The sequence below is a fragment of the Shinella sumterensis genome (assembly GCF_004514425.2).
In the GTDB taxonomy this organism is placed as follows: Bacteria; Pseudomonadota; Alphaproteobacteria; order Rhizobiales; family Rhizobiaceae; genus Shinella; species Shinella sumterensis.
In genome coordinates this window covers 28,656-53,560 of the sequence record NZ_MYFN02000001.1, presented here as the reverse complement: position 1 = coordinate 53,560, position 24,905 = coordinate 28,656, and the positions used below count along the sequence as shown (strand labels likewise).

Annotated in this window: 25 protein-coding genes; 13 read left to right on the top strand and 12 right to left on the bottom strand. The window is 64.6% G+C overall.

Annotation, left to right across the window (positions count from 1 at the left end; genetic code table 11):
- Nucleotides 1-38 precede the first annotated feature (38 nt).
- From mgrA to B5M41_RS00245, 3 genes are all read right to left on the bottom strand, one after another.
- Entirely contained in the window at nucleotides 39-1,064 is a 1,026-nt protein-coding gene (gene mgrA, locus B5M41_RS00255; protein ID WP_134651068.1) for an L-glyceraldehyde 3-phosphate reductase, read from the bottom strand.
- A gap of 117 nt (nucleotides 1,065-1,181) precedes the next feature.
- Nucleotides 1,182-2,090: a LysR family transcriptional regulator gene (locus B5M41_RS00250; RefSeq protein ID WP_134651125.1), complete on the bottom strand. Its 909-nt coding sequence runs from the start codon at nucleotides 2,088-2,090 to the stop codon at nucleotides 1,182-1,184.
- Nucleotides 2,091-2,149: 59 nt separating this feature from the next.
- Complete coding sequence (locus tag B5M41_RS00245; protein WP_134651070.1) at nucleotides 2,150-3,046, bottom strand: fructose bisphosphate aldolase; 897 nt, start codon at nucleotides 3,044-3,046, stop codon at nucleotides 2,150-2,152.
- 456 nt (nucleotides 3,047-3,502) lie between these two features.
- On the opposite strand from B5M41_RS00245, the gene B5M41_RS00240 reads away from it, so the two are divergent.
- From B5M41_RS00240 to urtE, 8 genes are all read left to right on the top strand, one after another.
- A complete protein-coding gene (locus tag B5M41_RS00240; RefSeq protein WP_134651072.1) occupies nucleotides 3,503-5,050 on the top strand; it encodes an amidase in 1,548 nt (515 codons plus the stop codon).
- A gap of 222 nt (nucleotides 5,051-5,272) precedes the next feature.
- Complete coding sequence (locus tag B5M41_RS00235) at nucleotides 5,273-6,424, top strand: transporter substrate-binding domain-containing protein (RefSeq protein WP_134651074.1); 1,152 nt, start codon at nucleotides 5,273-5,275, stop codon at nucleotides 6,422-6,424.
- An 8-nt stretch (nucleotides 6,425-6,432) separates the two neighbouring features.
- Nucleotides 6,433-7,041 (top strand): ANTAR domain-containing response regulator, encoded by a 609-nt coding sequence (locus B5M41_RS00230; protein ID WP_134651076.1) that lies wholly within the window; start codon nucleotides 6,433-6,435, stop codon nucleotides 7,039-7,041.
- Nucleotides 7,042-7,290: 249 nt separating this feature from the next.
- The gene (locus B5M41_RS00225; protein WP_134651078.1) at nucleotides 7,291-8,538 is read left to right on the top strand and encodes a transporter substrate-binding domain-containing protein; all 1,248 of its coding nucleotides are present in this window, start codon (nucleotides 7,291-7,293) and stop codon (nucleotides 8,536-8,538) included.
- 67 nt (nucleotides 8,539-8,605) lie between these two features.
- Nucleotides 8,606-9,499: an urea ABC transporter permease subunit UrtB gene (gene urtB, locus B5M41_RS00220; protein ID WP_134651080.1), complete on the top strand. Its 894-nt coding sequence runs from the start codon at nucleotides 8,606-8,608 to the stop codon at nucleotides 9,497-9,499.
- 4 nt (nucleotides 9,500-9,503) lie between these two features.
- Nucleotides 9,504-10,643: an urea ABC transporter permease subunit UrtC gene (gene urtC / locus B5M41_RS00215; RefSeq protein WP_134651082.1), complete on the top strand. Its 1,140-nt coding sequence runs from the start codon at nucleotides 9,504-9,506 to the stop codon at nucleotides 10,641-10,643.
- 1 nt (nucleotide 10,644) lies between these two features.
- Entirely contained in the window at nucleotides 10,645-11,394 is a 750-nt protein-coding gene (urtD, locus tag B5M41_RS00210) for an urea ABC transporter ATP-binding protein UrtD (protein WP_134651084.1), read from the top strand.
- The gene (gene urtE / locus B5M41_RS00205) at nucleotides 11,394-12,089 is read left to right on the top strand and encodes an urea ABC transporter ATP-binding subunit UrtE (RefSeq protein WP_134651087.1); all 696 of its coding nucleotides are present in this window, start codon (nucleotides 11,394-11,396) and stop codon (nucleotides 12,087-12,089) included. The genes urtD and urtE overlap by 1 nt, the downstream gene beginning before the upstream one ends.
- 110 nt (nucleotides 12,090-12,199) lie before the next feature.
- Here urtE and B5M41_RS00200 read toward each other — a convergent pair whose 3' ends face one another.
- From B5M41_RS00200 to B5M41_RS00180, 5 genes are read right to left on the bottom strand one after another with little or no spacing between them, the layout of a single operon-like run.
- Nucleotides 12,200-13,330, bottom strand: a complete 1,131-nt coding sequence (locus tag B5M41_RS00200; RefSeq protein WP_230639932.1) for a substrate-binding domain-containing protein — start codon at nucleotides 13,328-13,330, stop codon at nucleotides 12,200-12,202.
- 52 nt (nucleotides 13,331-13,382) lie between these two features.
- Nucleotides 13,383-14,366 carry an ABC transporter permease gene (locus B5M41_RS00195; protein ID WP_134651089.1) on the bottom strand — a complete coding sequence of 328 codons (984 nt, stop codon included), beginning with the start codon at nucleotides 14,364-14,366 and terminating at the stop codon, nucleotides 13,383-13,385.
- Nucleotides 14,363-15,340 carry an ABC transporter permease gene (locus tag B5M41_RS00190; RefSeq protein WP_134651091.1) on the bottom strand — a complete coding sequence of 326 codons (978 nt, stop codon included), beginning with the start codon at nucleotides 15,338-15,340 and terminating at the stop codon, nucleotides 14,363-14,365. Before B5M41_RS00190 ends, B5M41_RS00195 begins: the two co-directional genes overlap by 4 nt.
- On the bottom strand, nucleotides 15,337-16,854 hold the full coding sequence (locus B5M41_RS00185) for a sugar ABC transporter ATP-binding protein (RefSeq protein WP_134651093.1): 1,518 nt from the start codon (nucleotides 16,852-16,854) through the stop codon (nucleotides 15,337-15,339). The genes B5M41_RS00190 and B5M41_RS00185 overlap by 4 nt, the downstream gene beginning before the upstream one ends.
- Nucleotides 16,851-17,711: a sugar phosphate isomerase/epimerase family protein gene (locus tag B5M41_RS00180; RefSeq protein WP_160871112.1), complete on the bottom strand. Its 861-nt coding sequence runs from the start codon at nucleotides 17,709-17,711 to the stop codon at nucleotides 16,851-16,853. The genes B5M41_RS00185 and B5M41_RS00180 overlap by 4 nt, the downstream gene beginning before the upstream one ends.
- Before the next feature lie 141 nt (nucleotides 17,712-17,852).
- Between B5M41_RS00180 and B5M41_RS00175 the strand changes: the two genes are divergently transcribed.
- Entirely contained in the window at nucleotides 17,853-18,869 is a 1,017-nt protein-coding gene (locus B5M41_RS00175) for a helix-turn-helix transcriptional regulator (RefSeq protein WP_134651097.1), read from the top strand.
- Between the two features lie 12 nt (nucleotides 18,870-18,881).
- Here the strand turns inward: B5M41_RS00175 and B5M41_RS00170 are convergent, their stop codons facing one another.
- Entirely contained in the window at nucleotides 18,882-19,517 is a 636-nt protein-coding gene (locus tag B5M41_RS00170; protein ID WP_134651099.1) for an NrsF family protein, read from the bottom strand.
- 1 nt (nucleotide 19,518) lies between these two features.
- The gene (locus tag B5M41_RS00165) at nucleotides 19,519-20,073 is read right to left on the bottom strand and encodes a sigma-70 family RNA polymerase sigma factor (RefSeq protein WP_134651101.1); all 555 of its coding nucleotides are present in this window, start codon (nucleotides 20,071-20,073) and stop codon (nucleotides 19,519-19,521) included.
- Between the two features lie 201 nt (nucleotides 20,074-20,274).
- Here B5M41_RS00165 and B5M41_RS00160 point away from each other — a divergent pair, with 201 nt between their 5' ends.
- The 4 genes from B5M41_RS00160 (at nucleotide 20,275) to B5M41_RS00145 (ending at nucleotide 22,716) form a co-directional block, all read left to right on the top strand.
- Nucleotides 20,275-20,556: a BufA1 family periplasmic bufferin-type metallophore gene (locus B5M41_RS00160; RefSeq protein ID WP_134651103.1), complete on the top strand. Its 282-nt coding sequence runs from the start codon at nucleotides 20,275-20,277 to the stop codon at nucleotides 20,554-20,556.
- A gap of 62 nt (nucleotides 20,557-20,618) precedes the next feature.
- The gene (gene bufB, locus B5M41_RS00155) at nucleotides 20,619-21,473 is read left to right on the top strand and encodes an MNIO family bufferin maturase (RefSeq protein ID WP_134651105.1); all 855 of its coding nucleotides are present in this window, start codon (nucleotides 20,619-20,621) and stop codon (nucleotides 21,471-21,473) included.
- 2 nt (nucleotides 21,474-21,475) lie between these two features.
- The gene (locus B5M41_RS00150) at nucleotides 21,476-22,228 is read left to right on the top strand and encodes an HvfC/BufC N-terminal domain-containing protein (protein ID WP_134651129.1); all 753 of its coding nucleotides are present in this window, start codon (nucleotides 21,476-21,478) and stop codon (nucleotides 22,226-22,228) included.
- Between the two features lie 20 nt (nucleotides 22,229-22,248).
- A complete protein-coding gene (locus B5M41_RS00145; protein ID WP_230639931.1) occupies nucleotides 22,249-22,716 on the top strand; it encodes a DoxX family protein in 468 nt (155 codons plus the stop codon).
- A 45-nt stretch (nucleotides 22,717-22,761) separates the two neighbouring features.
- Here the strand turns inward: B5M41_RS00145 and B5M41_RS00140 are convergent, their stop codons facing one another.
- A complete protein-coding gene (locus B5M41_RS00140) occupies nucleotides 22,762-23,859 on the bottom strand; it encodes an ABC transporter ATP-binding protein (protein ID WP_134651109.1) in 1,098 nt (365 codons plus the stop codon).
- A gap of 2 nt (nucleotides 23,860-23,861) precedes the next feature.
- Nucleotides 23,862-24,905 (bottom strand): NAD(P)-dependent alcohol dehydrogenase, encoded by a 1,044-nt coding sequence (locus tag B5M41_RS00135; RefSeq protein WP_134651111.1) that lies wholly within the window; start codon nucleotides 24,903-24,905, stop codon nucleotides 23,862-23,864.

Sequence of the window (24,905 nt, the reverse complement as noted above, 5' to 3'; positions counted from 1 at the left end):
TGAGCCGGGTGCGGCGCAGGCCGTGTTTCAGAACCGCGTCATTTCGCGCTGATCATATCGCGCCAGAGGTCGATGCCGCCTTCCGTGGCGTGGGTATCGATTTCTTTCAGCTCTTCCTCGCTGAAGGCGAGATTTTGCAACGCATCAAGCGAATCGTCGAGCTGGGCGACGTTTCGCGCGCCAATCAGCGTGGACGTCACGCGCGGATCCCGCAGCACCCAGGCGATCGCCATCTGGGCGAGCGACTGGCCGCGGCGCTTGGCGATCTCGTTCAGCGCGCGCACGCGGGCAAGGTTGCCTTCGCTCAGCAGGGCCTCGTCGAACGAGCCTGCGCGGGCAGCGCGCGCGTCCTGCGGAACGCCGTTGAGATATTTGGACGTGAGCAGACCCTGCGCGAGCGGCGAGAATGCGATGCAGCCGACGCCGAGTTCGCCCAGCGTGTCGAGCAGGCCGTCCTCGATCCAGCGGTTGAGCATGGAATAGGACGGCTGATGGATCAGCAGGGGCACGCCTTCGGCACGCAGGATGCGCTCGGCCGCGCGGGTGCGCTCCGGCCCATAGGAGGACAGGCCGACATAGAGCGCCTTGCCCTGCCGCACCATGTGGATCAACGCGCCCATCGTCTCCTCGAGCGGCACATCCTCCGTCGGACGGTGGGAGTAGAAGATATCGACATAGTCGAGACCCATGCGCTGCAGGCTCTGGTCCAGGGACGCGAGCAAGTGCTTGCGCGAGCCGCCGCGGCCATAGGGCCCGTCCCACATCTCCCAGCCCGCCTTCGACGAGATGACGAGCTCGTCACGGTGATGGAGAAAATCCTTCTTCAGGATGACGCCGAAATTCTCTTCCGCGGAACCGGGCGGCGGGCCGTAATTGTTGGCGAGGTCGAAATGCGTGACACCACGGTCGAAAGCGCGGCGCACGACGCTTCGACCGGTCTCGAAGAGATCGATGCCACCAAAATTGTGCCAGAGGCCGAGCGAAATCGGCGGCAGGCGGAGACCGGCGTTTCCGCTGCGGCGATAATCGGTGCCGTCGTAACGGTTGGGATTGGCGAGATACATGCTGTCTCCTTTGTATTTCAGCCGGGCGGGACCGGGCTCCGGCAGTCCGGCATCAGGGGTACGCCGTCGCGATCATTGCATCAATGACCAATCGCTCAACGGATCATTGAGCCAGGCTCAACGATGGCGCGGTTGCACTTCGCGGATGGTCTGGATCAGCGCCTGCAAACCGTAGGGCACCTGCCGCCGGCTGGAATAGTAGAAGGCCAGCGGCGGCCCGAGCGACGACCAGTCCGGCACCGCACGCTCCAGCCGACCGGCCCGCAGATACGGTTCGGCCACCTTCTCCAGGCAATAGGCGATGCCGATGCCCGATAGCGCCGCCGACACCGAGACATCCGTCGAGCCCGATATCAGCGCACCGGGCACATCGATCTGCCGCTTGTCCTCGCCGCGCTCGAATTCCCAGTGATAGATCTGCCCACGCCCCGTGCGGATACGGATGCAATTGTGCGACAGCAGGTCCTCGGGCTTGGTGGGCCGTCCCGAGCGGGCGAGATAGGCGGGCGAGGCGACAGCCACCCAGTTCAGCGCCTCCGTCACCGGCACGGCGATCATGTCCTCGGGAATGGTGCCGGCGTAGCGCAGACCCGCATCGAAGCCCTCCGCCGTCACGTCCACGAAGTAGTCGTTGGAGGCGATTTCCAGTTCGATATTCGGATAGCGCTCGCGAAACAGCGGCAGCACCGGCGTGAGCAGCAGGTCGACGGCATCGCGCAGCACATTGATGCGCACGCTGCCCGCGATACCGCTGAAGCGACCCTGCAACTCCTCCAGCCCGCTCGCGATGAGATCGAGACCGGCCGAGACCTTCTCGGCCAGTGCGGATCCCGCCGCCGTGGGGGAAACGCTTCGGCTCGTCCTGTTCAAGAGCCGCACGCCGAGCCTCGCCTCCAGCGCCTTCATGCGGTGGCTGAGGGCGGACACGGAGATTTCAAGCTGGTCGGCGGCCTTGCGGAAACTGCGGGCGCGAACGATCTGGAGGAACACCGCCAGATCGGATAGCTCGTTGCGATTGGAAACCATGCTCACCGTCACCCCCTCGCCCCGTCATAAATCGCGCGACGGAGCGCGTCAAAGCGCGGTCAGACCTTGTTGACGCTCGCCGCGTAGATTTCCTCGATCGTCTTCCCGAGGCTCGCATTGAACGCCGCGTCGTCCATCGTCGCGCGCAGGTCCTCCGTGAGCGCGCGGGAGAAGCTGGCGATCATGCCGTGGTTGCGGCTGAGCTTTTCGCAGGCATCCGCGCGGCTGTAACCACCCGACAGCGCCACGACGCGCGCGACGGCCTTGTGCTCGACCAGCGGCTTGTAAAAATCCGCCTGGGTCGGAAGGGTGAGCTTGAGGAAAACCCGCGTGCCGGCCGGCAACGCATCCAGCTCGCGGGCGAGTTCGTCGCGCAGGCGCGCTTCCGCCTCCTGCTTGCTGGGGCTGCCGATGGAGACTTCCGGCTCGATGATCGGGACGAGGCCGTGGTCAAGGATCTGGCGGCCGATCTCGAACTGCTGGCGCACGACCGCGCCGACACCGGCCTTGTCGTCCTTGGCGATGACCGAGCGCATCTTGGTGCCGAATATGCCCTTGGCGGTCGCGCGCTTGAGCAGCGCGTCGAGATCGGGCATCGGCTTCAGCACCTGTGCGCCGTTTTCTTCTGCCGCTAGGCCCTTGTCGACCTTCAGGAACGGCACGACGCCGCGGTCTTCCCAGAGATAGGTCGGCACGGACTTGCCGCCCGCCTCGCCATCCATCGTCTTTTCGAACAGGATCGCCCCAATCACCCGGTCGCCGGAGAAGGCCGGCGCGGTCATGATGCGCACCCGCATCTCATGCATCAGGCGGAACATCGCCTCATCGCCGTCATAGTCGGTCTCGGCAATGCCGTAGAGCTTCAGCGCACCGGGCGTCGAACCGCCGCTCTGGTCGAGCGCGGCGATAAATCCGGGCTTGTCTTCCATCTGCGACATCATTTTCGGATCGGTCATCTCGCCTCCTCCTGTTTTACCGGCTTCGCTCCGGCCGGGCCTGTTTCTGACTGTGAACATAGACCAGAACGGACGTAATCCAACCGGTACCCGGTCGCTTTTTCAATACGCCGCGCGACTGGCGAACCGTGTCCGCCAAAACGCCGCGGGGTTGCGGGGTGTCCGGCAAGAATCCACCTTGACGGACATTCGCAGGCGTCGCACACTCTCTTCGACCGTCCCCTTGCCCGCTCCGGCCATGCCGCAAGGCCACGGTCACGGCCAGGCGCATCTGCCCCGCCACATGGGGATGCGAGCCGATCCTCCTCCTGACAAGGACGTCAGACAATCAACCCGCAACCGTCGATGTCGTGCGCCGCGCAAAGGCGCGCGTCTTGCCTGTTGCGGTCCATCTTGCGCAGCCGGAGCACCGCTCCGGGTGCCCCATGCGCTTGTCTCGCGCGGAAAGGACCCATCATGACCGTCTCTGCCAGAATCGTTCCCGATCTGCTCGCCGATCTCGGCAGCCTCACCATTGCGCAGGTGCAGGCAGCCTTCGCGGCCGGCACGCTGACTTCCGAAGACCTCGTGCGCGCCTCGCTCGCCCAGGTCGAGAAGCTGAACGGCAAATACAATGCCATTATCTTCTCGTGCGACGACGCCCTTGAGCAGGCCCGCGAGATCGACCGCCGCCGGGCGGCCGGCGAAGCGCTCGGGCCGCTGGCCGGCATCCCCGTCGTCATCAAGGATACGGTCGACATGGTGGGCTATCCGACCACGGCAGGCTGGCGCCTGCTCTATTCGGGCACCGGCGGCGTCGATCTCTTCCCCGAGCGGGATGCCCCGGTGGCGGCGCGCATGAAGGCCGCGGGCGCCGTGATCCTCGGCAAGACGAATGTGCCGATCCTGAGCTGGACCGGCACCCACGCCAATGACAGCTGGGCGGGACCGACGATCAACGTCGCCATCGAGGACCGCGCGCCGGGCGGCTCCAGCGCGGGCACGGCAAGTGCCGTCGCCGCGCATATGTGCCTTGTCGGCCTTGCCGAGGAAACCGGCGGCTCGATCCAGAACCCCGCCTCCGCACAGGGTCTCGTCGGCATCAAGCCGACCATCGGCATGGTGCCGAATGCCGGCGTCGTTCCGCTTTCGAGCAATCGCGATGTCGTCGGGCCGATCGCCCGCACGGTCGCAGACGCCGCCCTCTGCCTCGACGCTATCGCCGGCTTCACCTGCGAGGACCCCAAGACGCTCGCATCCATCGGTCACATTCCGCCGGGCGGCTTTGCCGCCAATCTCTCGCGCGACGCCCTCAAGGGCAAGCGGATCGGCCTTTACGGTCCGGGTTGGCGCAAGGATACGCTTTCCGACGAGACGGCGGCACTTTACGAGCGCGCCAAGGGCGAACTGGCCGCCGCCGGCGCCATCCTCGTCGACGATCCCTTTGCCGGCACGGATTTCAACACCCACCGGCAGATCACGCCCGGCACGCCGTTCTTCGACGGGCGCGGACTGGAATCCCTGCCCTACGACATCACCTGCTATCTGCGCCGCCTCGGTCCCGAGGCGGCTCTGAAGAGCTGGGAGGAGTTTGCCGCTGCGACGAGCGCGGAAAATCCGCTCGCCCCCGGCGCGATCCTCGGCTACCTCAACGAGTTGCCGGACTTCCTGGAAGCCGTGAAGGCGCCGGCCGTGCCGCCGGCCATGCCGGAATTCGCGGCCCTCAAGGAAACCTATCTCAGGCTGCTCGATACGGTGTTCGCGCACCACCAGCTCGACGCGCTCGCCTATCCGCAGATGCTCGGCGAACTGCCCGGCCTGCATTCCGGCGATGCGATCAAGGAAACCACGGTGGGTGAGCTCAACATTGCCGGCATTCCAGGCATCACCGTGCCCGCCGGATACTATGCTTCGGGCGCGCCGTTCGAACTCATCTTCCTCGCGCGGCAGTGGGATGACGCCAAGATCATCAACTTCGCCTATGCCTATGAGCAGGCCACGCTGCATCGCAAGCCGGCGGTCTGACCGCTGCGCTAAAGCCGGGCCGGCATGGCGTGCCGGCCCGGTTCGTCTCGAACGGTCGTGTGACGGCACGGCGACGCTCACTCTTATGCGCGGCGTGGCAATGTCGCCCTTGCCAGATTGCCGGCGGCCTGACATGATCCGGGCTATTGGTATTTCAGGATCCTTGAGCGGGGTGGCTCTCGACCGGCAACGGGCGGGAGCTTTTTTGTTTTGGCGGTAGGCATGCGAAATGATGATTGGCGCGTTGGCGTCCTTTTTTCGGAAACCGGGGTGACCGGCGCGGTGGAGCGCACACAGCGCGCCGCGACATTCCTCGCGATAGACGAGATCAATCGCGCCGGCGGGGTGCGGGGGCGGCCCATCGTGCCGATCGCCTACAACCCCGCGTCCATCCCCGCGAACTATCGCGACATGGCCTTGAAGCTCGTCGACCAGGACCGGGTCGACGTCGTCTTCGGCTGCCACATGTCCAGCACACGCAAGGCCGCACTGCCGGTGATCGAGGCGCGCGGCGCGCTTCTGTTCTATCCCACCCTCTACGAGGGCTTCGAATATTCGCGCAACTGCATCTATACGGGCGCGGCGCCGAACCAGAATTCCGTGCAGCTCGTCCAGTTCCTCACGCAGAACTACGGCAACCGGGTGTTTCTCGTCGGCTCGAACTACGTCTATCCCTATGAATCGAACCGCACCATCGCCGATCTCTTCCTGCGCGGCGGCGGCCAGGTGGTGGACGAGATGTATGTTCCACTCGCCCTTGATGACGCCAGCATCGCAACGATCATCGAGCGCATCCGTCGCACGAAGCCCGACGTCATCTATTCCACGGTCGTGGGAGACGGCATCGTTCCCTTCTTCAAGGCCTTCAAAGCGGCGGGCTTCGATTCCAAACACATGCCTATCGCCAGCCAATCGACCAGCGAGGCCGACTTCCGGCAGCTGGCGCCCAGCGTCGCCGAGGGTCACGTCACCGCAGCGCCGTTCTTCTCCACGATCAACCGCCCCCAGGCGCGGGAATTCGTCGCAAGCTACCACAAGGCATTCGGTGACGACGTCCTTCCGACCGCACCGGCCGAGGCGGCCTATTTCCAGGTCCACCTCTTCGCCCAGGCCCTCGAACGGACAGGCAGCATGGCGCTCGGTGATCTGCTGCCGGCCCTTGCGGGCGTCGAATACGATGCACCGCAGGGGCTGGTGAAGATAGACGGCGCCACCAATCACACCCATCTGTGGCCGCGGGTGGCGAAGGTGAACGCAAACGGCGAATACGACATCGTCTACGATCCCTCCGTCCGCGTCGCGCCCGATCCGTTCATGCTGGAATACAGACCGGAGTCGGCGATGTCGGCGACCCGCGATGCCGTCGGTCTTTAGGAGGCAGGATGTCATTTGCGCTTCTACGAGATCTCCGGGACCTCAAGGTGCTCGTGCTCCATCCCAACAACGCCGAGGGCCAGTCGCTGACCGAGCATCTAAGGCGTATCGGCTGCACTCCCACCCAGATCTGGCCCGTTCCACCGGAGCTGCCCCTCGGCACCGACGTGGTCTTCCTGGCGATCGAGGACGACGCCCGTCCCGAGATCGAGCGGTTCATCAAGAACCAGCCCAAACCCGGCCCGACCATGCTGGCGATCGTCGGTTACGAGAACCCGTCGACACTCCAGATCGTGCTGGAAAGCGGAGCCCAGGCCGTGGTCGAGCGGCCGATAAAACCTTTCGGCCTGCTGACCAATCTCGCCATTGCCAGAAACCTCTGGCTGGAGCAGCAGCGCCTCCTCAAGGAGGCACGCAAGTACCGCAGGAAAGCCATGGGCGACCAGCAGCTCGCCCGCGCCAAGGCCATTCTCATGGCCCACAATGGGGCGACGGAAAACGAAGCATATCAAGATCTTAGGCGACAGGCGATGGAGCGCCGCGTTTCCATCGAGGAGGTGGCGAAGTCCATCGTTCTATCCGAGGAGCACTTGCGCGCCTCTCCGAAACGTGCTTAGTTCGTCCCTGTCCTGAGGGACACAATATATCCATGGGTCCCCGTGCAACGTCATGGCCATTCATGGAAGCGGCACAGAGGAAAGTGCCAACGGCAAGGTAGCCCGCAGGTTCGAAGGAGCCTCGCGGGTTTTTTTATTGTCGCCTGACAAGGTCGTCAGTCCCACCAAAGCGAAAATCAGCGCCGGAATGCCGTTCTACGGCGTTCGGAGGCGTCGCGGCATGCAACGTTCATCAACAAGGGGAACACAATGTTGAACAGACGCAATTTCCTGAAGACCACAGCGGCCGCATCGGTCGTCCTTTCGGCGCCGACGCTCATCGGCCGCGCCTTTGCTGCCGACCCGATCCGCGTCGGCGCACTTTACTCCCAGACCGGCGGTTTGTCGGTCGTCGAAAAGCTTCTTGCCAATGCAGTGCAGATGGCCGCAAGCGAGATCAACGCCACAGGCGGCGTGCTCGGCCGGCCAATCGAGGTCGTCGTGGAAGACGGCGCCTCCGATCCGAAGACCTTCAGCGAGAAGGCCTCGTCCCTCATCCTCAAGAACAAGATCGATACCGTGTTCGGCTGCCACACCTCGGCGAGCCGCAAGGCCGTCTTGCCGATCTTCGAGCGCCGCAACGCCACGCTGTTCTACCAGACCCACTACGAAGGCTTCGAGTGCTCGCGAAACGTGGTCTATTCCGGCGCGGTGCCCAACCAGCAGCTCGGCAAGTACATTCCCTGGATCGTGGAGACGCTCGGCAAGAAGAAGTTCTTCATCGTCGGCTCGAACTACGTCTATCCGCGCGAGATGGCGAAGGTCTCCAAGAAGCTCATCGAGGCCAGCGGCGCCGAATGGGTGGCGGACGAGTATCTGGAACTCGGCCATTCCGAATGGGCGGTCATGGTCAACAAGATCAAGGAATCGGGCGCCGACGTCGTGCTCTCCAACGTGGTCGGCGACAGCATCATCGCCTTCTATCGCGAGTTCAAGAACCAGGGTCTTTCCCATGAGACCATCCCGATCTGCGCGACGGTGACCTCGGAAATCGAGATCGCCGCGATGGGCGCGGAATATGCGGCCGGCAGCTACATGTCGGTGCCTTACTTCATGTCGATCGATACGCCTGCGAACCGCACCTTCATCGACAATTTCCGCAAGTTCACCAACGATCCGAAGGCCGTTACCTATCACTCGCTCGAAGCGGCCTACTTCCAGGTCTTCCTCTGGAAACAGGCGGTCGAGAAGGCTGGCAATCTGGATCCGCAGGGTGTGCGCGACGCCATTCGCGGCCAGAGCTACGATGCGCCCGGCGGCAAGGTGACGATCGACGCCGACAATCTGCATTGCTGGATGACGCCGCGCATCGGCCAGTGGCAGGCCGACGGCCAGAGCAAGATCGTCCGCGAGGAGCCGGCCCCGGTGAAGCCGCTGCCCTATTCCGCTTATGGCGAGACCGAAGACAACCTGTTCTGCACCGCCAAGGGCCTCGATCAGGCAAAGCTCAAGGGCTAAGGCGGCGAACAGCGCCCGCCGGGTCCTTGCGGCCCGGCGGCTTTCGCTGACCGGAAGGAACAGCTCAATGTTTGATGTGATTTTCATTGGCCTCAGCCTCAGCTCGATCCTGCTGCTGGTGGCGCTGGGGCTTGCCATCACCTATGGCGCCATGGGCGTCATCAACATGGCGCATGGCGAAATGGTGATGATCGGCGCCTATGTCGCCGTGCTGTCGAGCATCTGGCTCGGCGCCAATTTCCTGCTCGCCATCCCCATCGCCTTCGTGGTGACCGCCCTGCTCGGGCTTCTCATCGAGCGCCTCGTGGTGCGTCGCCTCTATGGCCGCCTTCTCGATACGCTTCTGGCCACCTGGGGGATTTCCATCCTCATCCAGCAGGCCGTGCGTCTCGAATTCGGCCTCACCTTCTTCGGCATCCATATCGACGGGCTCGGCCCTGGTCTTCAGAACGTGACCGTGCCGGCCTATCTGCAGGGTACGGTCTCCGTCGCCGGGCTGGAATTCAACGGCTACCGCGCCTTCATCATCGGCGTGACGCTCGCGCTGACGGCGCTGACCTGGCTCATCCTCTACCGCACATCGGCCGGCGTGCAGGTGCGCGCGATCATCCGCAATCCGAAGATGGCCGCCGCCTGCGGCATCGACGTCAAGCGCGTCAACGCGCTGACCTTCGCCTTCGGTTCGGGGCTCGCAGGCGTTGCCGGCGTCATGATGTCGGGCTTCAAGACCGTGTTTCCCGATATGGGCGCGACCATGGTGGTCGATGGCTTCATGGTCGTCGTCACCGGCGGCGTCGGCAGCATTTTCGGCACGATCCTGTCCTCGGGCCTTCTCGGTGAGATCAATGCGCTCGTCGCAATCGGCACGAACGACATCATCGCGCGCGCGGTGGTTTTCGCGGTCGTGATCGGCGTGATCCTGTTCAGGCCCAACGGGCTCTTCTCATACAAAGGACGCTGACCCCATGGCGCTCGAACGCAAGATCCAGCTCGCGGCCTATGGACTGTTCATTGCCGCGCTCTTCCTCGCTCCGGCTTTCGGCGACGAGTTCTGGCTGAACCGCATCGCGAAATATCTCGTCTACGGCATGCTCGGGGTCGCCATCGCCCTGACATGGGGCTATGCCGGCATTCTCAACCTGGGACAGGGCCTGTTCTTCGGCATGGGGGCCTATATGCTCGCCATGTCGCTGAAGCTTTCCAGTCCCACAAGCCTGGCGCAGGGCTCGGACACGCCAGTGCCGGATTTCATGCTGTGGAACGCAGAGCCCGGAGCGCCGACGGACCTGTGCTGCATCAACAAGGGATCCGTCCTCTGGTTGCCTTTCCAGCACCAGTGGTTCGGCCTTGCCATGGGTATCGTCCTGCCGGTCGTCATCGCAGGCGTGCTCGGCGCCATCATCTTCCGCAAACGCATCTCCGGCGTCTTCGTGTCGATCATCACATTGGCGCTCGTGCTTCTCGTGCGGCTCGTCCTGGTCGACGCGCAACCCATAACCAACGGCTTCAACGGCCTGACGGACCTCGGCTGGCTGACGATCGGCGGCATCGAGTTCGATCCCTACAGCCGGGCCACCTACTATCTTTGCGCGGCATCGCTTTCGCTCACTCTGATTGCCGCACGGCTGCTGGCCGACACACGGGCGAGCCTTATCCTCCAGGCGATCCGCGACGACCAGCTGCGCGCCCGCTACCTCGGTTTCGACGTGCCCGTCTACCAGACGTTCTTCTTCGTCGTGTCGGCGGCCATCGCCGGATATGCCGGCATGCTCTACGTGGTCGTCACCGAATTCGCCTCGCCGACCTTCATGGACCTCTCCTTCTCGGTGACGATGGTGGTGTGGGCGGCCGTCGGCGGGCGCTCGTCGCTGCTCGGCGCCTGCATCGGCGCCATCCTGATCAACATGATCGAAGCGCAAGTCAGCGAGACCGAGGCGCTTGTCGAAGCGTGGAAGGCGATTATCGGGCTCATCTTCGTGCTCGTCGTGCTCTTCATGCCGCGCGGCCTGGGCGGGCTCGCCCATTCGCTTGTCGCCCGCTTCCAACGGGATGAACAGCCTTCGGTCTCCGCGACCGCGGGTGCCGCACGATCGGAGACCGCGTGACATGAACCAGGCACTCGCACTCAACGGTCTGAGCGTTGCCTTCGGCGGCTTCAAGGCGATCAAGAATGTCAGCCTGAGCGTCGCGAGCGGCGAGCTCAGGGTCCTCCTCGGCGCCAATGGCGCGGGCAAGACCACGCTGATGGATCTCATCAGCGGCAAGATCCGCAGCACCGACGGCAGCGTGCGCGTCTTCGGCCATGACATCACGAACTGGCCGGAGCACCGCATCGCCCGAGCCGGCATCGGCCGAAAGTTCCAGATACCCAGCGTGTTTCGCGATCTCACCGTCGAGCAGAACATTCAGGTGGCCTGCTGCAACAAGCATCCGTCTGTTTTCGCAAATCTTCGCTTCGGTGTTTCGGCCGAGCAGCGGCGTCGCATCGCCGAGATACTGGACCTGACAGGCCTGGTTGCGGTCGCGCGCAAGACGGCGGCGTTCCTCAGCCACGGGCAAACCCAATGGCTGGAGCTCGGCATGCTGATGGCGCAGGACCCGAAGGTCATTCTGCTCGATGAGCCGACGGCCGGCATGACCCATGCCGAGACGTCCAAGACCGCCGATATCATCAACCGCCTCAAGGGTCGCCACACCCTGCTCGTCGTCGAGCATGACATGGGGTTCGTGCGTGAAATCGCCCAGCACATTACCGTCCTGCATCTCGGCGAGGTGCTGGCGGAAGGCAGCGTGGCGGAGATCGAGACCGATGCGCGGGTGCGCGCGGCCTATCTCGGTTCGAAGGGAATATCCTGATGCTCTCGATCAAGAACCTGAACAGCTATTACGGCCGCAGTCATGTTCTGCAAGGCATATCGCTGGAAGTGCCCGCCGGCAGGATTACAAGCGTTCTCGGTCGAAACGGCACCGGCAAGACGACGTTCCTCAAGACCCTGATGGCACTGACGGACCGCAGCACCGGCGCCTTGGTGCTGGATGGCCAGGATATCTCATCTGCGCAGACCCACCAACGCGCGCGCGCCGGCATCGCCTATGTGCCGCAGGGCCGCGAGATCATTCCCGATTTCACCGTGCGGGAAAACATCCTCATGGGCTCGTTCGCACGTGCCGACCGCAAGCATGTCGTGCCTGAACTGGTCGGGGAGCTCTTTCCCTATCTGGTCGAGAATTTCGACCGTCAGGGCGGCCTCCTGTCGGGCGGGCAGCAGCAGCAGCTGGCCATTGCAAGGGCGCTCGCCACAGGCCCCAAGCTTCTGCTGCTCGACGAGCCCAACGAAGGCATCCAGCCCTCCATCGTCGAGGAAATCGAGCGTGCCATCGTGCGTCTCAACCGTGAACTCGGCATGACCGTGATCCTCGTGGAGCAGAACATCGCCTTTGCGCGCGAGGCCTCGGATCATTTCGCCATGATGGAAAAGGGCAGCATCGTCGCGCAAGGCCCGGTTTCCGCGCTGACGGATGACCTCGTGCATCGCCATATGACGGTTTAGTCCGTGCGGAAAGCAGGGAGGGCCGGAGACAGGGCGGGCCGAGAGAGCCGGCCCGCCGCTCCACGCGACGAGGGGGCGAAACCGCCCCCTCCCCCTGCTTTTCCGTTCCCTTACTTCTTGCCGCCCCAGCGCTCGGGATAGCCCGGCAGATCCTGGCAGCCGCACAGGCTGTAGTGCAGCGGCGGCATCCGCTCGTCGACATAGTCGGCCAGCACGTCCTGCGTGATCGCCGGCTGCGGAAGCACCCATTCGGGTCCGGGCACCTGCTTGCCGTCAAGCACATCCAGCGCGGCGATAACGGCCGTGCGCCACTGATAAGTCGGATAGGATGGGCCGATAGCCGTCAGCTTGTCCGACTGCCACTTGCGCAGGAAGTCCTGCTGGTCCTCGCCGCTGATGACGGGATAGGGCAGGCCCGCATCCTCGAAGGCTTCCAGCGCAGCCGTCGCCGTATCCCCGGCATCCATCCACACCGCGTCGATCTTGACCCCGCGATTGATGTAGTCTTCCACGACGGACTTTGTCTTCGCCCGGTCGCTGCCGGTAAATTCAGAGCCGATCACGTTGATGCCGGCTTCATCGAAGATGTTCTTCGCCGCCGAGTAGCGCGTCTCCAGCACGTCGACGCCGGGCATGATGCGCAACGCCAGCACGTTGTCGCCCTTCTTCAGCTTGCCGGCTATGAACTCGCCCGACGTAATCCCGAAGCCGTAGCCGCCGACCGGATGGATATAGGTGACCGGGCAGGACGTGTTGACGCCGCGGTCGAAGACGATGACCGGGAGCTTGTCGCAGGCCGCCTCGACAGCCGGGGTAAGCGCCGCCGTCGTGTTCGGCGACACGATCAGCGCATCGCACTTGCCGCCGCTGACCAGCGCCTCGATATCGGAAATCTGCTTGTCGTCCTTGCCTTCCGCGTCAACGACGATCAGTTCCTTGAGGCGATCCTTGTGCAGGTCAGCCTCGGCATTGAGGTTGTTGAGGCCCACCACGCGCCATGGGTTGAAGACGCCGGCATTGGAGAAGCAGAGCGTGACCTGACCGTCCTTCTTGTACTTCACCGTATCGACCATTCCCTCGCCGAGATGCTGCGCCCAGGGCTGGCCTTCCGGGCCCTGAGGCGTCATCGCCAACTGCTCGCGCTGCTTCTTGAACTCGGCTGGATCGTTGAAATCCTGCGCCAGCGCCTGGCTGGCGAATGTGAGCGCCACCGTGGTCGCCATAAGTGTCCTGAATGTCATGTCTTCCTCCTCCAGAATGCCGGCTTTGCCGGCGGTTGATGTCGAGTTCCCCCTAGGCCCTCCGGCGGCCACGCCAGACGGTTGCGCCCACGGCGGCAATCAGGATCGCGCCCTGGATGCTGTCGCGCAGCGCCTGCGGCAGGCCGAGCAGATTGAGCAGGGTGAAAAGGGCAAAGAGGCTGAGGGCGCCGAACACCGCGCTCCACACCGAGCCCCGCCCGCCGAGCAGCTGCGCGCCGCCGATGACGCAGGCGGCAATGGCCTGCAGTTCCAGTCCCTCTCCGGCATTCACCGAAACGCCGGAGAAGCCGCCAAGCAGGATGCCCGCCGTCACCGCCGACACGGCCGAGACGACAAAAGCGAGGATGCGCGTGGCGGCGACCGGCGTGCCGGCCAGTTCCGCCGCGCGCGGGTTGTCGCCGACCACAAGAGCGCGCTTGCCATAGACCGTACCGTTCAGCCCCCACCAGGCGATCGCGACGAAGCCCAAGAGGACGATCACCGCCAGTGGAAGCGTGCCAACGAACGGCACGTCGCGCAGCACGAGCCGACCAAGATTGCGAAAGTTCTCGGGAAGGTCGCCGCGCGCCGCCCCCCCCGACCAGGCAAGCGCCAGACCGTTGACGGACAGCATGGCACCGAGCGTCGCGATGATCGATGGCACCTTGAGAAAGGCGACGACGAGGCCGTTTACCAGACCGACGGCGATACCCATGACATAGAGTGCGCCGATCACGGCCCAGGTCGTCTCCGGATCACCGTTGATGAGGATCGATGCCGCCAGAACAACGAGCGTCGCGACGGCGCCCATGGACAAGTCGAAGCCGCCGGTCAGGATGACGTAAAGCTGGCCGCAGGCGAGAATGACGAGCGGTGCCGCGCGGCGCAGGAAGTTCATGAACAGCCCCGGCTCCAGATAGTTCGGCTGGATGAAGGCGATGGCGGCATAGAGCACGACGAAGATCACGAGGCCGGCATTGAGCGCGATGCGCGCGGGGCGGCGGGGAAGCGCAGAGGCCTGCGGCGCGGTGGTCATGCGACATGCCCCTTCGTGCGGACGGCGTGGACGGCGACGGCTGCGATCACGATGGCGCCGCGCAGCACCTGTTTCAGGAAGGCATCGATGCCCAGCATGTTGAAGCCCGCATCTAGGCTGGCAAAGAGCAGCACGCCGGCAAGCGTGCCCGCCACCCCGCCCTTGCCGCCGGCCAGGATCGTGCCGCCGATGACCGTGACGGCGATGGATTCGAGATCGTAGATGCCGTCGCGGCCGATCCAGGGCGTGCCCGATTGCAGGCGCGCGGCAAGATAGAGCCCCGACGCACCGGCGAAGAGGCTGGCCACGACATGGGCGGACAGGATCACCTGCTCGGTGCGAATACCGGCAAGCCGCGCGCCGTCCGGATTGCCGCCGACGGCATAGATGCGCGCGCCGAACAGGGTGCGGTCCAGCACGAAGGCGGCGGCCAGCGACAGCGCGGCGAGAAGCACGAGCGAATAGGGCACCCCTAGTAGCCCACCATAGGCCAGGACCTGGAACTCGCGCGCAACCGCCCCCTGCAACATGCCGAAAGATGCCGCCAGAACGCCCTGGATGACGAGCCCCGTGCCGAGCGTGGCGATCAGCGGATTGATCCCGCCATATGCGACCAGCGCGCCGTTGATCAGGCCGACCATGAGGCAGAGACCAAGACAAAGCACGATGGCCGGCAGCATCATGGTCGGATCGCCCTGCATGACGTGCGAGGCGAGAACGGCGACGGCGCTGATGAGTGCCGCGACCGAAAGGTCGATCGAGCCGACGAGGATCACAAAGGTCTGCCCGATGGCCACCAGACCCAGCGCCACCATGCGCTGGAAGAGGCCGAGGATGCCCGATGGGCTCAACTGCGCGGTTTCGCCGGTCGACAGCGCGATGATGATGTAGAAGCCGAGAGACAAGCCCGCGAGCAGTACGGAGACCGGCAGGCGCGGCGCACGCGGCGTGATCCTGGTAATATCCGTCGTCATGGGCTTTCCTCCTTTTCCGGCGCACCGCTGGTGCCGAGCGCGAGGTGCATGACGTCCTCCTCCTGCGCGCCACGCGGTACTGTTCCAGCCATTCGGCCGCGATGCATGACGACGATGCGATCAGCGATGCCGATCAGCTCCGGCATATCTGAAGAGACGACGACGATGCCGCGCCCCAGATCGGCGAAGCGGCGCATGGTCTCGTAGATCGCAGCCTTGGCGGCGATGTCGATGCCGCGTGTCGGCTCCACGAAGACCAGCACGTCGGATTCCTGCGCCAGCCAGCGCGCGATGATCGCCTTCTGCTGGTTGCCGCCCGAGAGCGTGCCGATCTCCTGGCCGAAATCCGCCGCGCGCACATCCATGGCACGCAGTTTCTCGTCGATGGCATCGGGCGCCAGACGGCCATGTTCCGGCCGCGTGAAAAGCCCCGCGATGGCGCGCAGGGCAAGAAGCGCGTTGTCGCGCACGGACTGGCGCAGTGCCAGCCCCTCGCCCTTGCGGTCGCCCGGCAGATAGCCGATGCCTGCTGCCGTCGCCTGGCGGGGTGTTCGAAGCGCCAACGGCTGACCACGCAGGAACACCGTTCCGCTCGTTAACGGCGCGTCGCCGACCAGCGCCTGCGCCAGCGCCGCCTTGCCGGAATCCTCCAGTCCTGCCACGCCGACGATCTCGCCTGTGCGCACCTCGAAGGCGATGTCCCGCATGTAGGCATTCGCACCCTCCTCAACCGCAAGCAGCACAGGGCCGGGCGCGGACGATGGCGGGGCTGGGTAGAAATCCTTGAGGTCACGGCCGACCATCGCCCGCACGATCTCGCCGACCGGCGCCTCTCCGGTGCGTCGCGTCCAGATCCTGCGGCCGTCCTTCAGCACGGTGATGCGGTCGGCGATGGCCGTGACCTCGGGCATGCGATGGGAGATATAGACGATGGATACCCCCTCGCCGCGCAGGATGCGCACGAGATTAAGAAGCGTGCGGCTGTCGCGCTCGTCGAGGGCCGCCGTCGGCTCGTCCATGACAAGGATGCGCGCGTCGAGAAGCAGCGCCTTGGCGATTTCGACAAGCTGCTGCACGGCGATGGACAACGAGGAGACGAGCGTTTGCGGATCGACATCCGCGCCAACGCGCGCAAGAAGCCCTGCCGCCCTGTCCCGCATGGCTGCCTTGTCGAGCATGCCGCGTTTGGCGATCTCGCGGCCCATGAAGATGTTTTCCGCCACCGTGCGGTGCGGCAGGAGGCTGAGCTCCTGGTGGATGATGGCGATGCCCGCCTCGGCCGCTTGCCGTGGATGCGTGAAATGCACCGCCCTGCCCGCTAGACGAATCTCGCCCGCATCCGGGCGGTAGCTGCCGCCAAGGATCTTCATCAGCGTGGATTTGCCCGCGCCATTCTCGCCGCAGATCGCATGGACCTCGCCCGGCAGGCACTCGAAATCCACCGCGTCGAGTGCACGCACGCCCGGAAAGGCCTTCCTGATGCCGGTCATGGCGAGGGCGGGTTCGACCGTCATGCCAGCCGCTCTCCCGCCGCCGCCCATTCGCGCCTGACAAAGGCGACGCTTTCGGCAAAGAGGCTGTCGAGGTCATCGAAAAGATCGCGCCAGACGCGTGTGGCACCGGCAAGCTCCGGCAGGGCACGGCCAAAAGATTCCACCGTCAGCCAGCCATCGTAGCGGCAGCGGCGCAGCGCATCGAAATGCGCGGCGAAGGGCACATGGCCGGAGCCCGGGACGCCCCGATCGTTCTCCGAAACATGAAAATGGTTGATCTCATTATGGTAGCGCTCGTAGGTCGCCGGCGGATCCTTTTCCTCGATATTGGCGTGAAACGTGTCGAACATGTAGCCATAATTCGGGTGATTGACGGCGCGGTAGACGGCCGACGCCTGCGCGACGGTCGACATCATGTAGCATTCGAAACGGTTGACCGCTTCGGCCGAAATGCGGACACCCGCCGGTGCCGCATAGTCGGCCAGTGCATGCATCGCCTCCACACAGCGATCGAATTCCTCCGGCGTCGGCCCAAACCCGGTGAAGACACCCACAGGGGAGTGCAGCGGGCCGGCGACAATCTCCCCACCCATGGCTGCGGTGCAGTCGACGATCCAGCGATGGTGATCGCGGGCTTTCGCCCGCACCGACGCGTCTGCGCTGATGGGGTTGGCCTCCGGCGTCGCGACGGCCGCGGCACCGGCGACGAGGCCGATATCGGCAAGAAGCCGGCCGACCGCCGCATAGTGCTGCTCTTTGCCGGAGAAGACGGGAACCTCTACGGCATCGTAGCCGAGCGCCTTCAGCCGCTCGAGCTGGCGCGCGTGCTGCATGCCGATATCCGCACCGATGACCAGCAGGTTGAATGCGACCTTCACTGACGTCCTCCCCTTCGCCGCGATGGCCCTCTCCTCAGGACCACCGTCAACGAGACCCACAATGACAGACTTGACTCGTGCAATCTTGCGGATGACAACAGTGGTAAATTTCTTAAGTCGTTTTGTGTTGGGAGGCGCGAAATGAACAGGCACACGGTGATTTCCCCGGCCGGCTACAGGCCCTCGGTTTTCCGCCAGCCAGACTCGGTCATGTATGCTGACAATTGCAAGGAACTGCAGGCCGCGGCGCGCCGCGGCGAGGTCGAACTGCATGCCTGGACGCGGGGAAATTATCCCGGCATTTCGCTGGATGGGCGACTGTCGGGCATCCGGACCGTCGGTTTCTGGGACGCGCGCCACAGCCAGACCTGGGGGCTCGGCCGGCATTGCAACGAAGGCTTCAAGATAGCCTACCTCGCGCGCGGCAGCCTCGATCTCGTCGTGGACGACACGCCCCATACGCTGAGCCAGGGGCAGTTCATCGTCATTCGCCCATGGCAGCTGCATTCGATCGGCAGCCCGAATGTCGGGCCGAGCCGGCTGCTCTGGATCATCCTCGATGCCGGCCTGCGCCGGCCGAGCGAGACACCGGACTGGCCGGACTGGCTTGTCTTTTCCCGCGCGGAGGCGACCCGTCTCGGCGAAATCCTGACGCAGAACAACCAGCCCGTCTGGGACGGCGGCCTCGAACTGTGCCGGGCCTTCGAGGCGATCCCCTCCATCCTTCTGGAACGCAGCCCCGAGGACGGCGAGACTCGCCTCAAGGTCGCGATCAACGCAATGATGCTGAGCCTCATCGATCGTATGAGCGAGCAGGTGCCGGCACTTGATCCCGACCTTTCCACCTCGCAGCACACGGTCGCGATTTTCCTGCGCCGTCTCGCGCATGCGCTGGACGAGGACTGGACGCTGGAAGGCATGGCGGAGGAATGCGGCCTGTCGCGCACCCGCTTTTCCGATTACTGCAAGAAGCTCACCAACATGGCGCCGCGCCAGTACCTCCAGCACCTGCGGCTGGAGCAAGCCTCACGCCTTCTGCGGGAGCCGCACAATACGAGCGTGACGGAAATCGCGCTCAGCTGCGGCTTCAATTCCAGTCAGTACTTCTCCAACGCCTTCAAGAAGCGCTACGGCCATGCCCCGAGCCACGCGCGCTAGGCGCCTGGCCGGTTACCAGCGCAGCAGCCTGCGGCCGAGAAGCGCCCCGACGGCGGTTACGGCCCCGATGGCGATCGTATACCAGGTCGCAAGGAAGAGCGGGCTGTCATCAGGGCAATGCCATGCATAGATGGCGGCGGCGATTGCACCGGCGGCAAGACCGGCCGCAGCCCCCGCAGATGTCGGGTTTTCCGGCGCGCCATTGCGTAAAATGAAAAGAAGCGCTGCAAGCGGCGCAAGCGACAGCAGCGGCACGAAGAACAGGCAGAACAGAGCATTGCCACCGAGCCAGGCGGCCCGCCAGGAAGCGACCGGCAGCGCCACAAGTTCGGTGAATACCGCTGCCGAAACGGCCACAACGGGCACGACAAGCAGCAAGGCCGGGAGCCGCGTTGCGGCCCCGGGCCGGCCGATGCGCGACACAAGCCGCGCGGCAAGTACGGCGAGCAGTACCGTGACCATGATCTTGAAGAACACCCGCGGCGTCTCGACGACGCTGGCCAGGTTGTGCCGCAGGCCGACGGTGGAGGTCAGCAGCAGAGCCGACAAGACGATGCCCACCCCCAGCGCAAGCATCATCCCGCGGCTGTAACGAAGCCGAACGGGCGCATCTTGCGCCATTAGGGTGATCAGATCGTCTGTCTTCATGTCATTCGCTCCGGTAAAGGGCGGCCAGCGATTTCAGCGCTCGGTGGAGAGCAACGCGCACCGCGACCTCACTCATTTTCAGCCGCGCCGCCGTTTCACGCACGCCCTTCCCTTCCAGAGAGATGGAACGCACGATATCACGCTGCGGATCCTTCAGACGCGCCAGAACGCTTTCCGTGTCGAGCCGGTCGGCCGCATCGCTGGACACTTCCCCCGCCTCCAGAAAATCCGCGACATCCTCGATCGGAACATGCGCATGACGGCCGCGGCGGCGCAGGCTGTCGACAAGTTTGTTGCGCACGATCGTCGTCAGCCAAGGGCCGAGGGGTCGGGTCGTGTCCCAGGTGGCACGCTTCAGATGAACCGCCAGCAGGACTTCCTGCACCACGTCTTCCGCTTCGCTTGCCGGCGCGCCGTACTGGTCGCAGCGCCGCCGCGCCATGGCGCGCAGGTGCGGCGTCACTGCAATCAGGAAACGGTTATAGGCCTGCGCATCGCCGTTCATGGCAAGGCGCAGCCAGGCCGCCCATTCCTCTTCGCGCGCCGACTGTTTCACGTCTAATGGCCTACGCTGGCAAACACGCGATTGTTACCCGACCCGCAAAAGAAATGCGACCCGCCTCGTAAAAGGCGGCACACGGCACGATGAAACAGCGTTGCACGAAAATTCGCTCTCGATCCTGTAACGCCGCCCCGGTGCTCAGCGTAGCCGTTCATGTTCAGTCAATGACGGCTGGGCCGAAAACGGAGATGAAGAATGAAGACCACGATCGCCACCCTCGCTCTTGCAGGATCGCTCGCGTCCGCGCTTGCCGCCATCGCCACGCCAGCCGCCGCCGATGACGCCAAGGAGAAGTGCTACGGCATTGCGATGAAGGGCCAGAACGACTGCGCCGCCGGACCTGGCACCACCTGCGCAGGCACCTCCAAGGTCGACTATCAGCAGAACGCCTTCAAGCTGGTCCCGAAAGGCACCTGCGTTTCGATGAAGACCCCGACCGGCCACGGCATGCTGGAACAGGGCCCGGCTCCCGCCTGATCGCCGGATTGCCAACGGACGGCGTCATACGACGCCGTCACCTCCCGTCCGAAAGGTTTGCCATGATTGCGTCCTCCCTTCCCTCGCGCGTGGGCATCGGCTTCAAGCCGGAGCATTTCGCCGACATCCTCGCCGAGCCGCAGCCCGTCGGTTTTTTCGAAGTGCATGCGGAAAACTACATGGGCGACGGTGGGGTACCGCATGCCCAGCTTGCCCGGCTGCGTGAAGACTACGCGCTCTCCATCCACGGTGTCGGCCTTTCCATCGGCTCCATGCAGGCATTGGACCGCCCGCATCTTTCCCGCCTCAAAACGCTTTGCGACCGCTACCAGCCGGAAAGCTTTTCCGAGCACCTCGCCTGGTCCACGCATGACGGCGTCTTCCTCAACGACCTGCTGCCCTTGCCCTATACACGGGAGACGCTCGACCGTGTCTGCGATCATATCGACACGGTACAGGCGGTTCTCGGCCACCGCATGCTTCTGGAAAATCCTGCGACCTACCTTCTTTTCGCCGAAAGCACGATCGAGGAGACGGCGTTTCTTGCGGAAATCGCGCGGCGAACCGGCTGCGGGCTGCTGCTCGACGTCAACAACGTCTTTGTCGCCGCAACCAACCACAATATCGACCCGCACGATTACATCGCCCGCTTCCCGCTGGAGGCCGTGTGCGAAATCCATCTCGGCGGTCATTCCGAGACCGTCGACGATCTCGGCGCCCCTCTGCTCGTCGACAGCCACGATACGCCGGTGAAGGACCCCGTCTGGGCGCTCTATCGGACGGTTCTTCAAAACACCGGCCCGATCGCAAGTTTGATCGAATGGGACAACGACGTGCCCGCCTGGCCGGTGTTGCGCGAGGAGGCGTCGGCCGCGCAGCGGCTGCTCGACGCGGCCGCACGCAAGAGAGTGGCTTGACCATGTCGCAAACCATGCAATCCGCTTTCGCCGCCGGGCTGTTCGACGCGCACCCGCCACCGCCGGGCCTGGCCGCCTGGAACAAGGCGACGCCTCGGAGGCGCTACGCCGTCTACAGCAACAATGTCGAGACAAGCCTGACCGGGGCGCTCGCCGCTCGCTTTCCGGCAGCCGAACGCATCGTGGGAGCGGATTTCTTCCGCGCCATGGCCGGCGCGTTCATCAGGGCCTGTCCACCGCGCTCACCCGTGCTGCTTGCCTATGGCGACGCGTTCCCGGATTTTGCCGCGCGCTTCGAGCCGGCACGAGACGTCGTCTATCTGGCGGATGTGATGCGGCTGGAGTTCGCGCGTGGCCAGGCCTATCACGCGGCCGACGCATTATCGCTCGATCCCGATAAGCTCGCCGGTATCGATCCGCACCGGCTTGGGGAGCTGATCTTCGTTCCCCATCCATCCCTATCGATCCTGTCCTCGCTCCATCCGTTTCATACCATCTGGGCGATGAATACCGGCGAGCGGCCGCTCGCCGACTTGGAGCACTGGGATGGAGAGCACGTGCTTGTCGTTCGCCCACGCCTGATCGTCGACGTCATCCCGCTGCCGGGCGATTGCGCGAACTTCCTGCGCAGGCTTGCTGCCGGATCAATGCTCGGCGAAGCAGCAGCACTTGCCGGCGGCGAGGATTTCGATCTTTCGCATGCCCTTGCCATCCTGCTCCGTTCCGGGGCTTTCACGACATTCAGGGAGGGCTAAAGCCAATGAAAACCGACGCGATGACTGATCATAAAACAGGCGTCGCCCGCAGCCTTTCCGAAAGGGTGGTCGCGGCGCTCGAACGCATCCCGAACGGGTTGATCGCGCTGATCGCACGCCTCTCCATCGCAGCCGTCTTCTGGCAGTCGGGCCAGACGAAGGTCAATGGCTGGATGCTCTCCGACAATGCGCTCTACCTTTTCGAGAATGAATACAAGCTCCCCCTTATAGACCCCTGGCTTGCCGCTCATCTCGCAGCTCTGGCAGAGCATATATTTCCTCTTCTGCTGGTCATCGGCCTGGCGAGCCGCCTGTCCGCGCTGGCGCTCCTCGGCATGACGCTGGTGATCGAGATCTTCGTCTATCCCGGGGCCTGGCCGACTCATGGCACCTGGGCGGCCTGCCTGCTTTTCATCGCAGCCCGGGGACCGTGTCCCCTATCGCTGGATGCGCTGATCGCGGGTCAAACGAGGCGGCGGGGAAAGTGAGGGGGCCTCATTCCCAGCCACCGCGTTTGAACGCCTGGGTCTGTCCTAGGCATTACGGCGCAGCACAGACAGGCCTGTCGTGCGATCGAACGCGTGCAGGTTTTCGCCGCTGACGGAGAAAGAGACCGGGGCGTCGCGCGTCGGCCGGCTGCCGGCCGGGACGAGGGCGCCGATTTCCTTGCCGCCGACACGGAAGGAGATGAGCGCGCTGTCGCCGTGGAACTCGACGAGATCTGTGACGCCGGCAAGCGTGTTCTCGCCGCCGCGGGCATCCGCCGACGGCGACAGGGCCGAGGGCCGAACGCCGAGCGTCAGCGCCTGGCCTTCGGTGATCTCGAAGCGCTCGCGGCTGACGCGGAACCGCACGCCGTCACCATCCAGCAGCCATGTGCCGGCGTCCGCGCGCGCCGTGACGTCGAGGAAGTTCATGTTCGGCGTGCCGATGAAGCCGGCGACGAACAGGGTTCGGGGCCGCTCGTAGATCTCCGCCGGTGTGCCGACCTGCTCGATGGCGCCGCCTTTCATCAGCACGATGCGGTCGGCGAGCGTCATGGCCTCGAGCTGGTCGTGGGTCACGTAGATCGTGGTGGTCTTCAGGCTCTGATGCAGGCGCGCGATCTCGACGCGCATGTGATTGCGCAGCTTGGCGTCGAGGTTGGAAAGCGGCTCGTCGAAGAGGAAGACGCGCGGCGTCTTGATCATCGCGCGGGCGATCGCCACGCGTTGCTGCTGGCCGCCCGACAGTTCCGTCGGCTTGCGGGAGAGATACGGCTCCAACCCGAGCGTACCGGCAACCGTCTTGATACGGCTTTCGATTTCCGCCTTGTCGACCTTCATGCGCTTCAAGCCGAAGGCGATGTTGTCGTGGATCGTCATGTGCGGGTAGAGCGCATAGTTCTGGAACACCATGGCGACCCCGCGGTCACGCGGCTCCAGGTCGTTGACCGTGCGCCCGGCAATCGACACGGTGCCGCCGGAGATTTCCTCCAGCCCGGCGATCATGCGCAAAAGCGTGGATTTTCCGCAGCCGGACGGGCCGAGGAAGACCACGAATTCATGGTCGTCGATTTCGAGGTTGAAGTCTTTGATGACGTTGACGGCACCGTAGGCCTTGTCGACATGGGAACAGACGATATTGGCCATGCTCACCCCTCCTCCGCGACAAGGATCTGCAATTTCACATCGGTCGGCCGCGCCTCCACCGCCCGGTCGAAGGCGGCGATGCTGTCCTTGAAGGCATAGGTGCCGGTGATCAGCGGCTTAAGGTCGACCTTGCCGGACGCGATGAGCTCCAGCGCGCGGTCGAAGACATTGGCGTAGCGGAAAACCGTCTCGATGCGCACCTCGCGCGAGATGGCGCCGGCCACGTCGAAACGCACGGCATCCACCGGCAGGCCGACGAGCACCGCCGCGCCGCCCGGCCGCACCAGATTGAAGAGGCCTTCGAAGGCCTTCGCGCTGCCGCTCGCCTCGAACACCACGTCGGCGCCCCAGCCGCGGGTGGCCGTATCGACGGCAGCGGCGAAGGTGGTTTCCTTGAGGTTGACCGCTTCGATGCCGGGATAGGCGGCGGCGATGGCGAGCTTCTCGGCGGAAAAGTCCGAGATCAGCACCCGGCTGCACCCGCCGGCCAGTGCCGCGAGTGCCACCATGATCCCGATCGGCCCCGCGCCGATGACGGCCGCCACATCGCCCGGCACGATGCGGGCGCGCGTCGCAGCCTGCATACCGATGGCGAAGGGCTCGACCATCGCGCCCTCGGCGAAGGAAACGCTGTCGGGCAGGCGATAGGTGAAGGCGGCGGGATGCACCGCATAGGGCGCGAGAATGCCGTGCACGGGGGGTGTCGCCCAGAAGCGGACGGCGGGATCGACATTGTAGAGGCCGAGCTTCGAGGCGCGCGAGGAGAGATCGGGAATGCCGGGCTCCATGCACACCCGGTCGCCGACGGCGAGCGAGCGCACATTCTCGCCGACCTCGACGATGGTGCCCGCCGCCTCGTGACCGAGCACCATGGGCGCGCGCAGCACATAGGGGCCGATGGCGCCGTGGGTGTAGTAATGGACGTCACTGCCGCAGACACCGACCGTGTGGATGGCGATCTTCACATCGTCGGGGCCGACGGTCTGCGGGAGGTCGATGTCGCGAAGGGCAAGCACGCCCTTTTCTTCGAGAACCAAGGCTTGCAT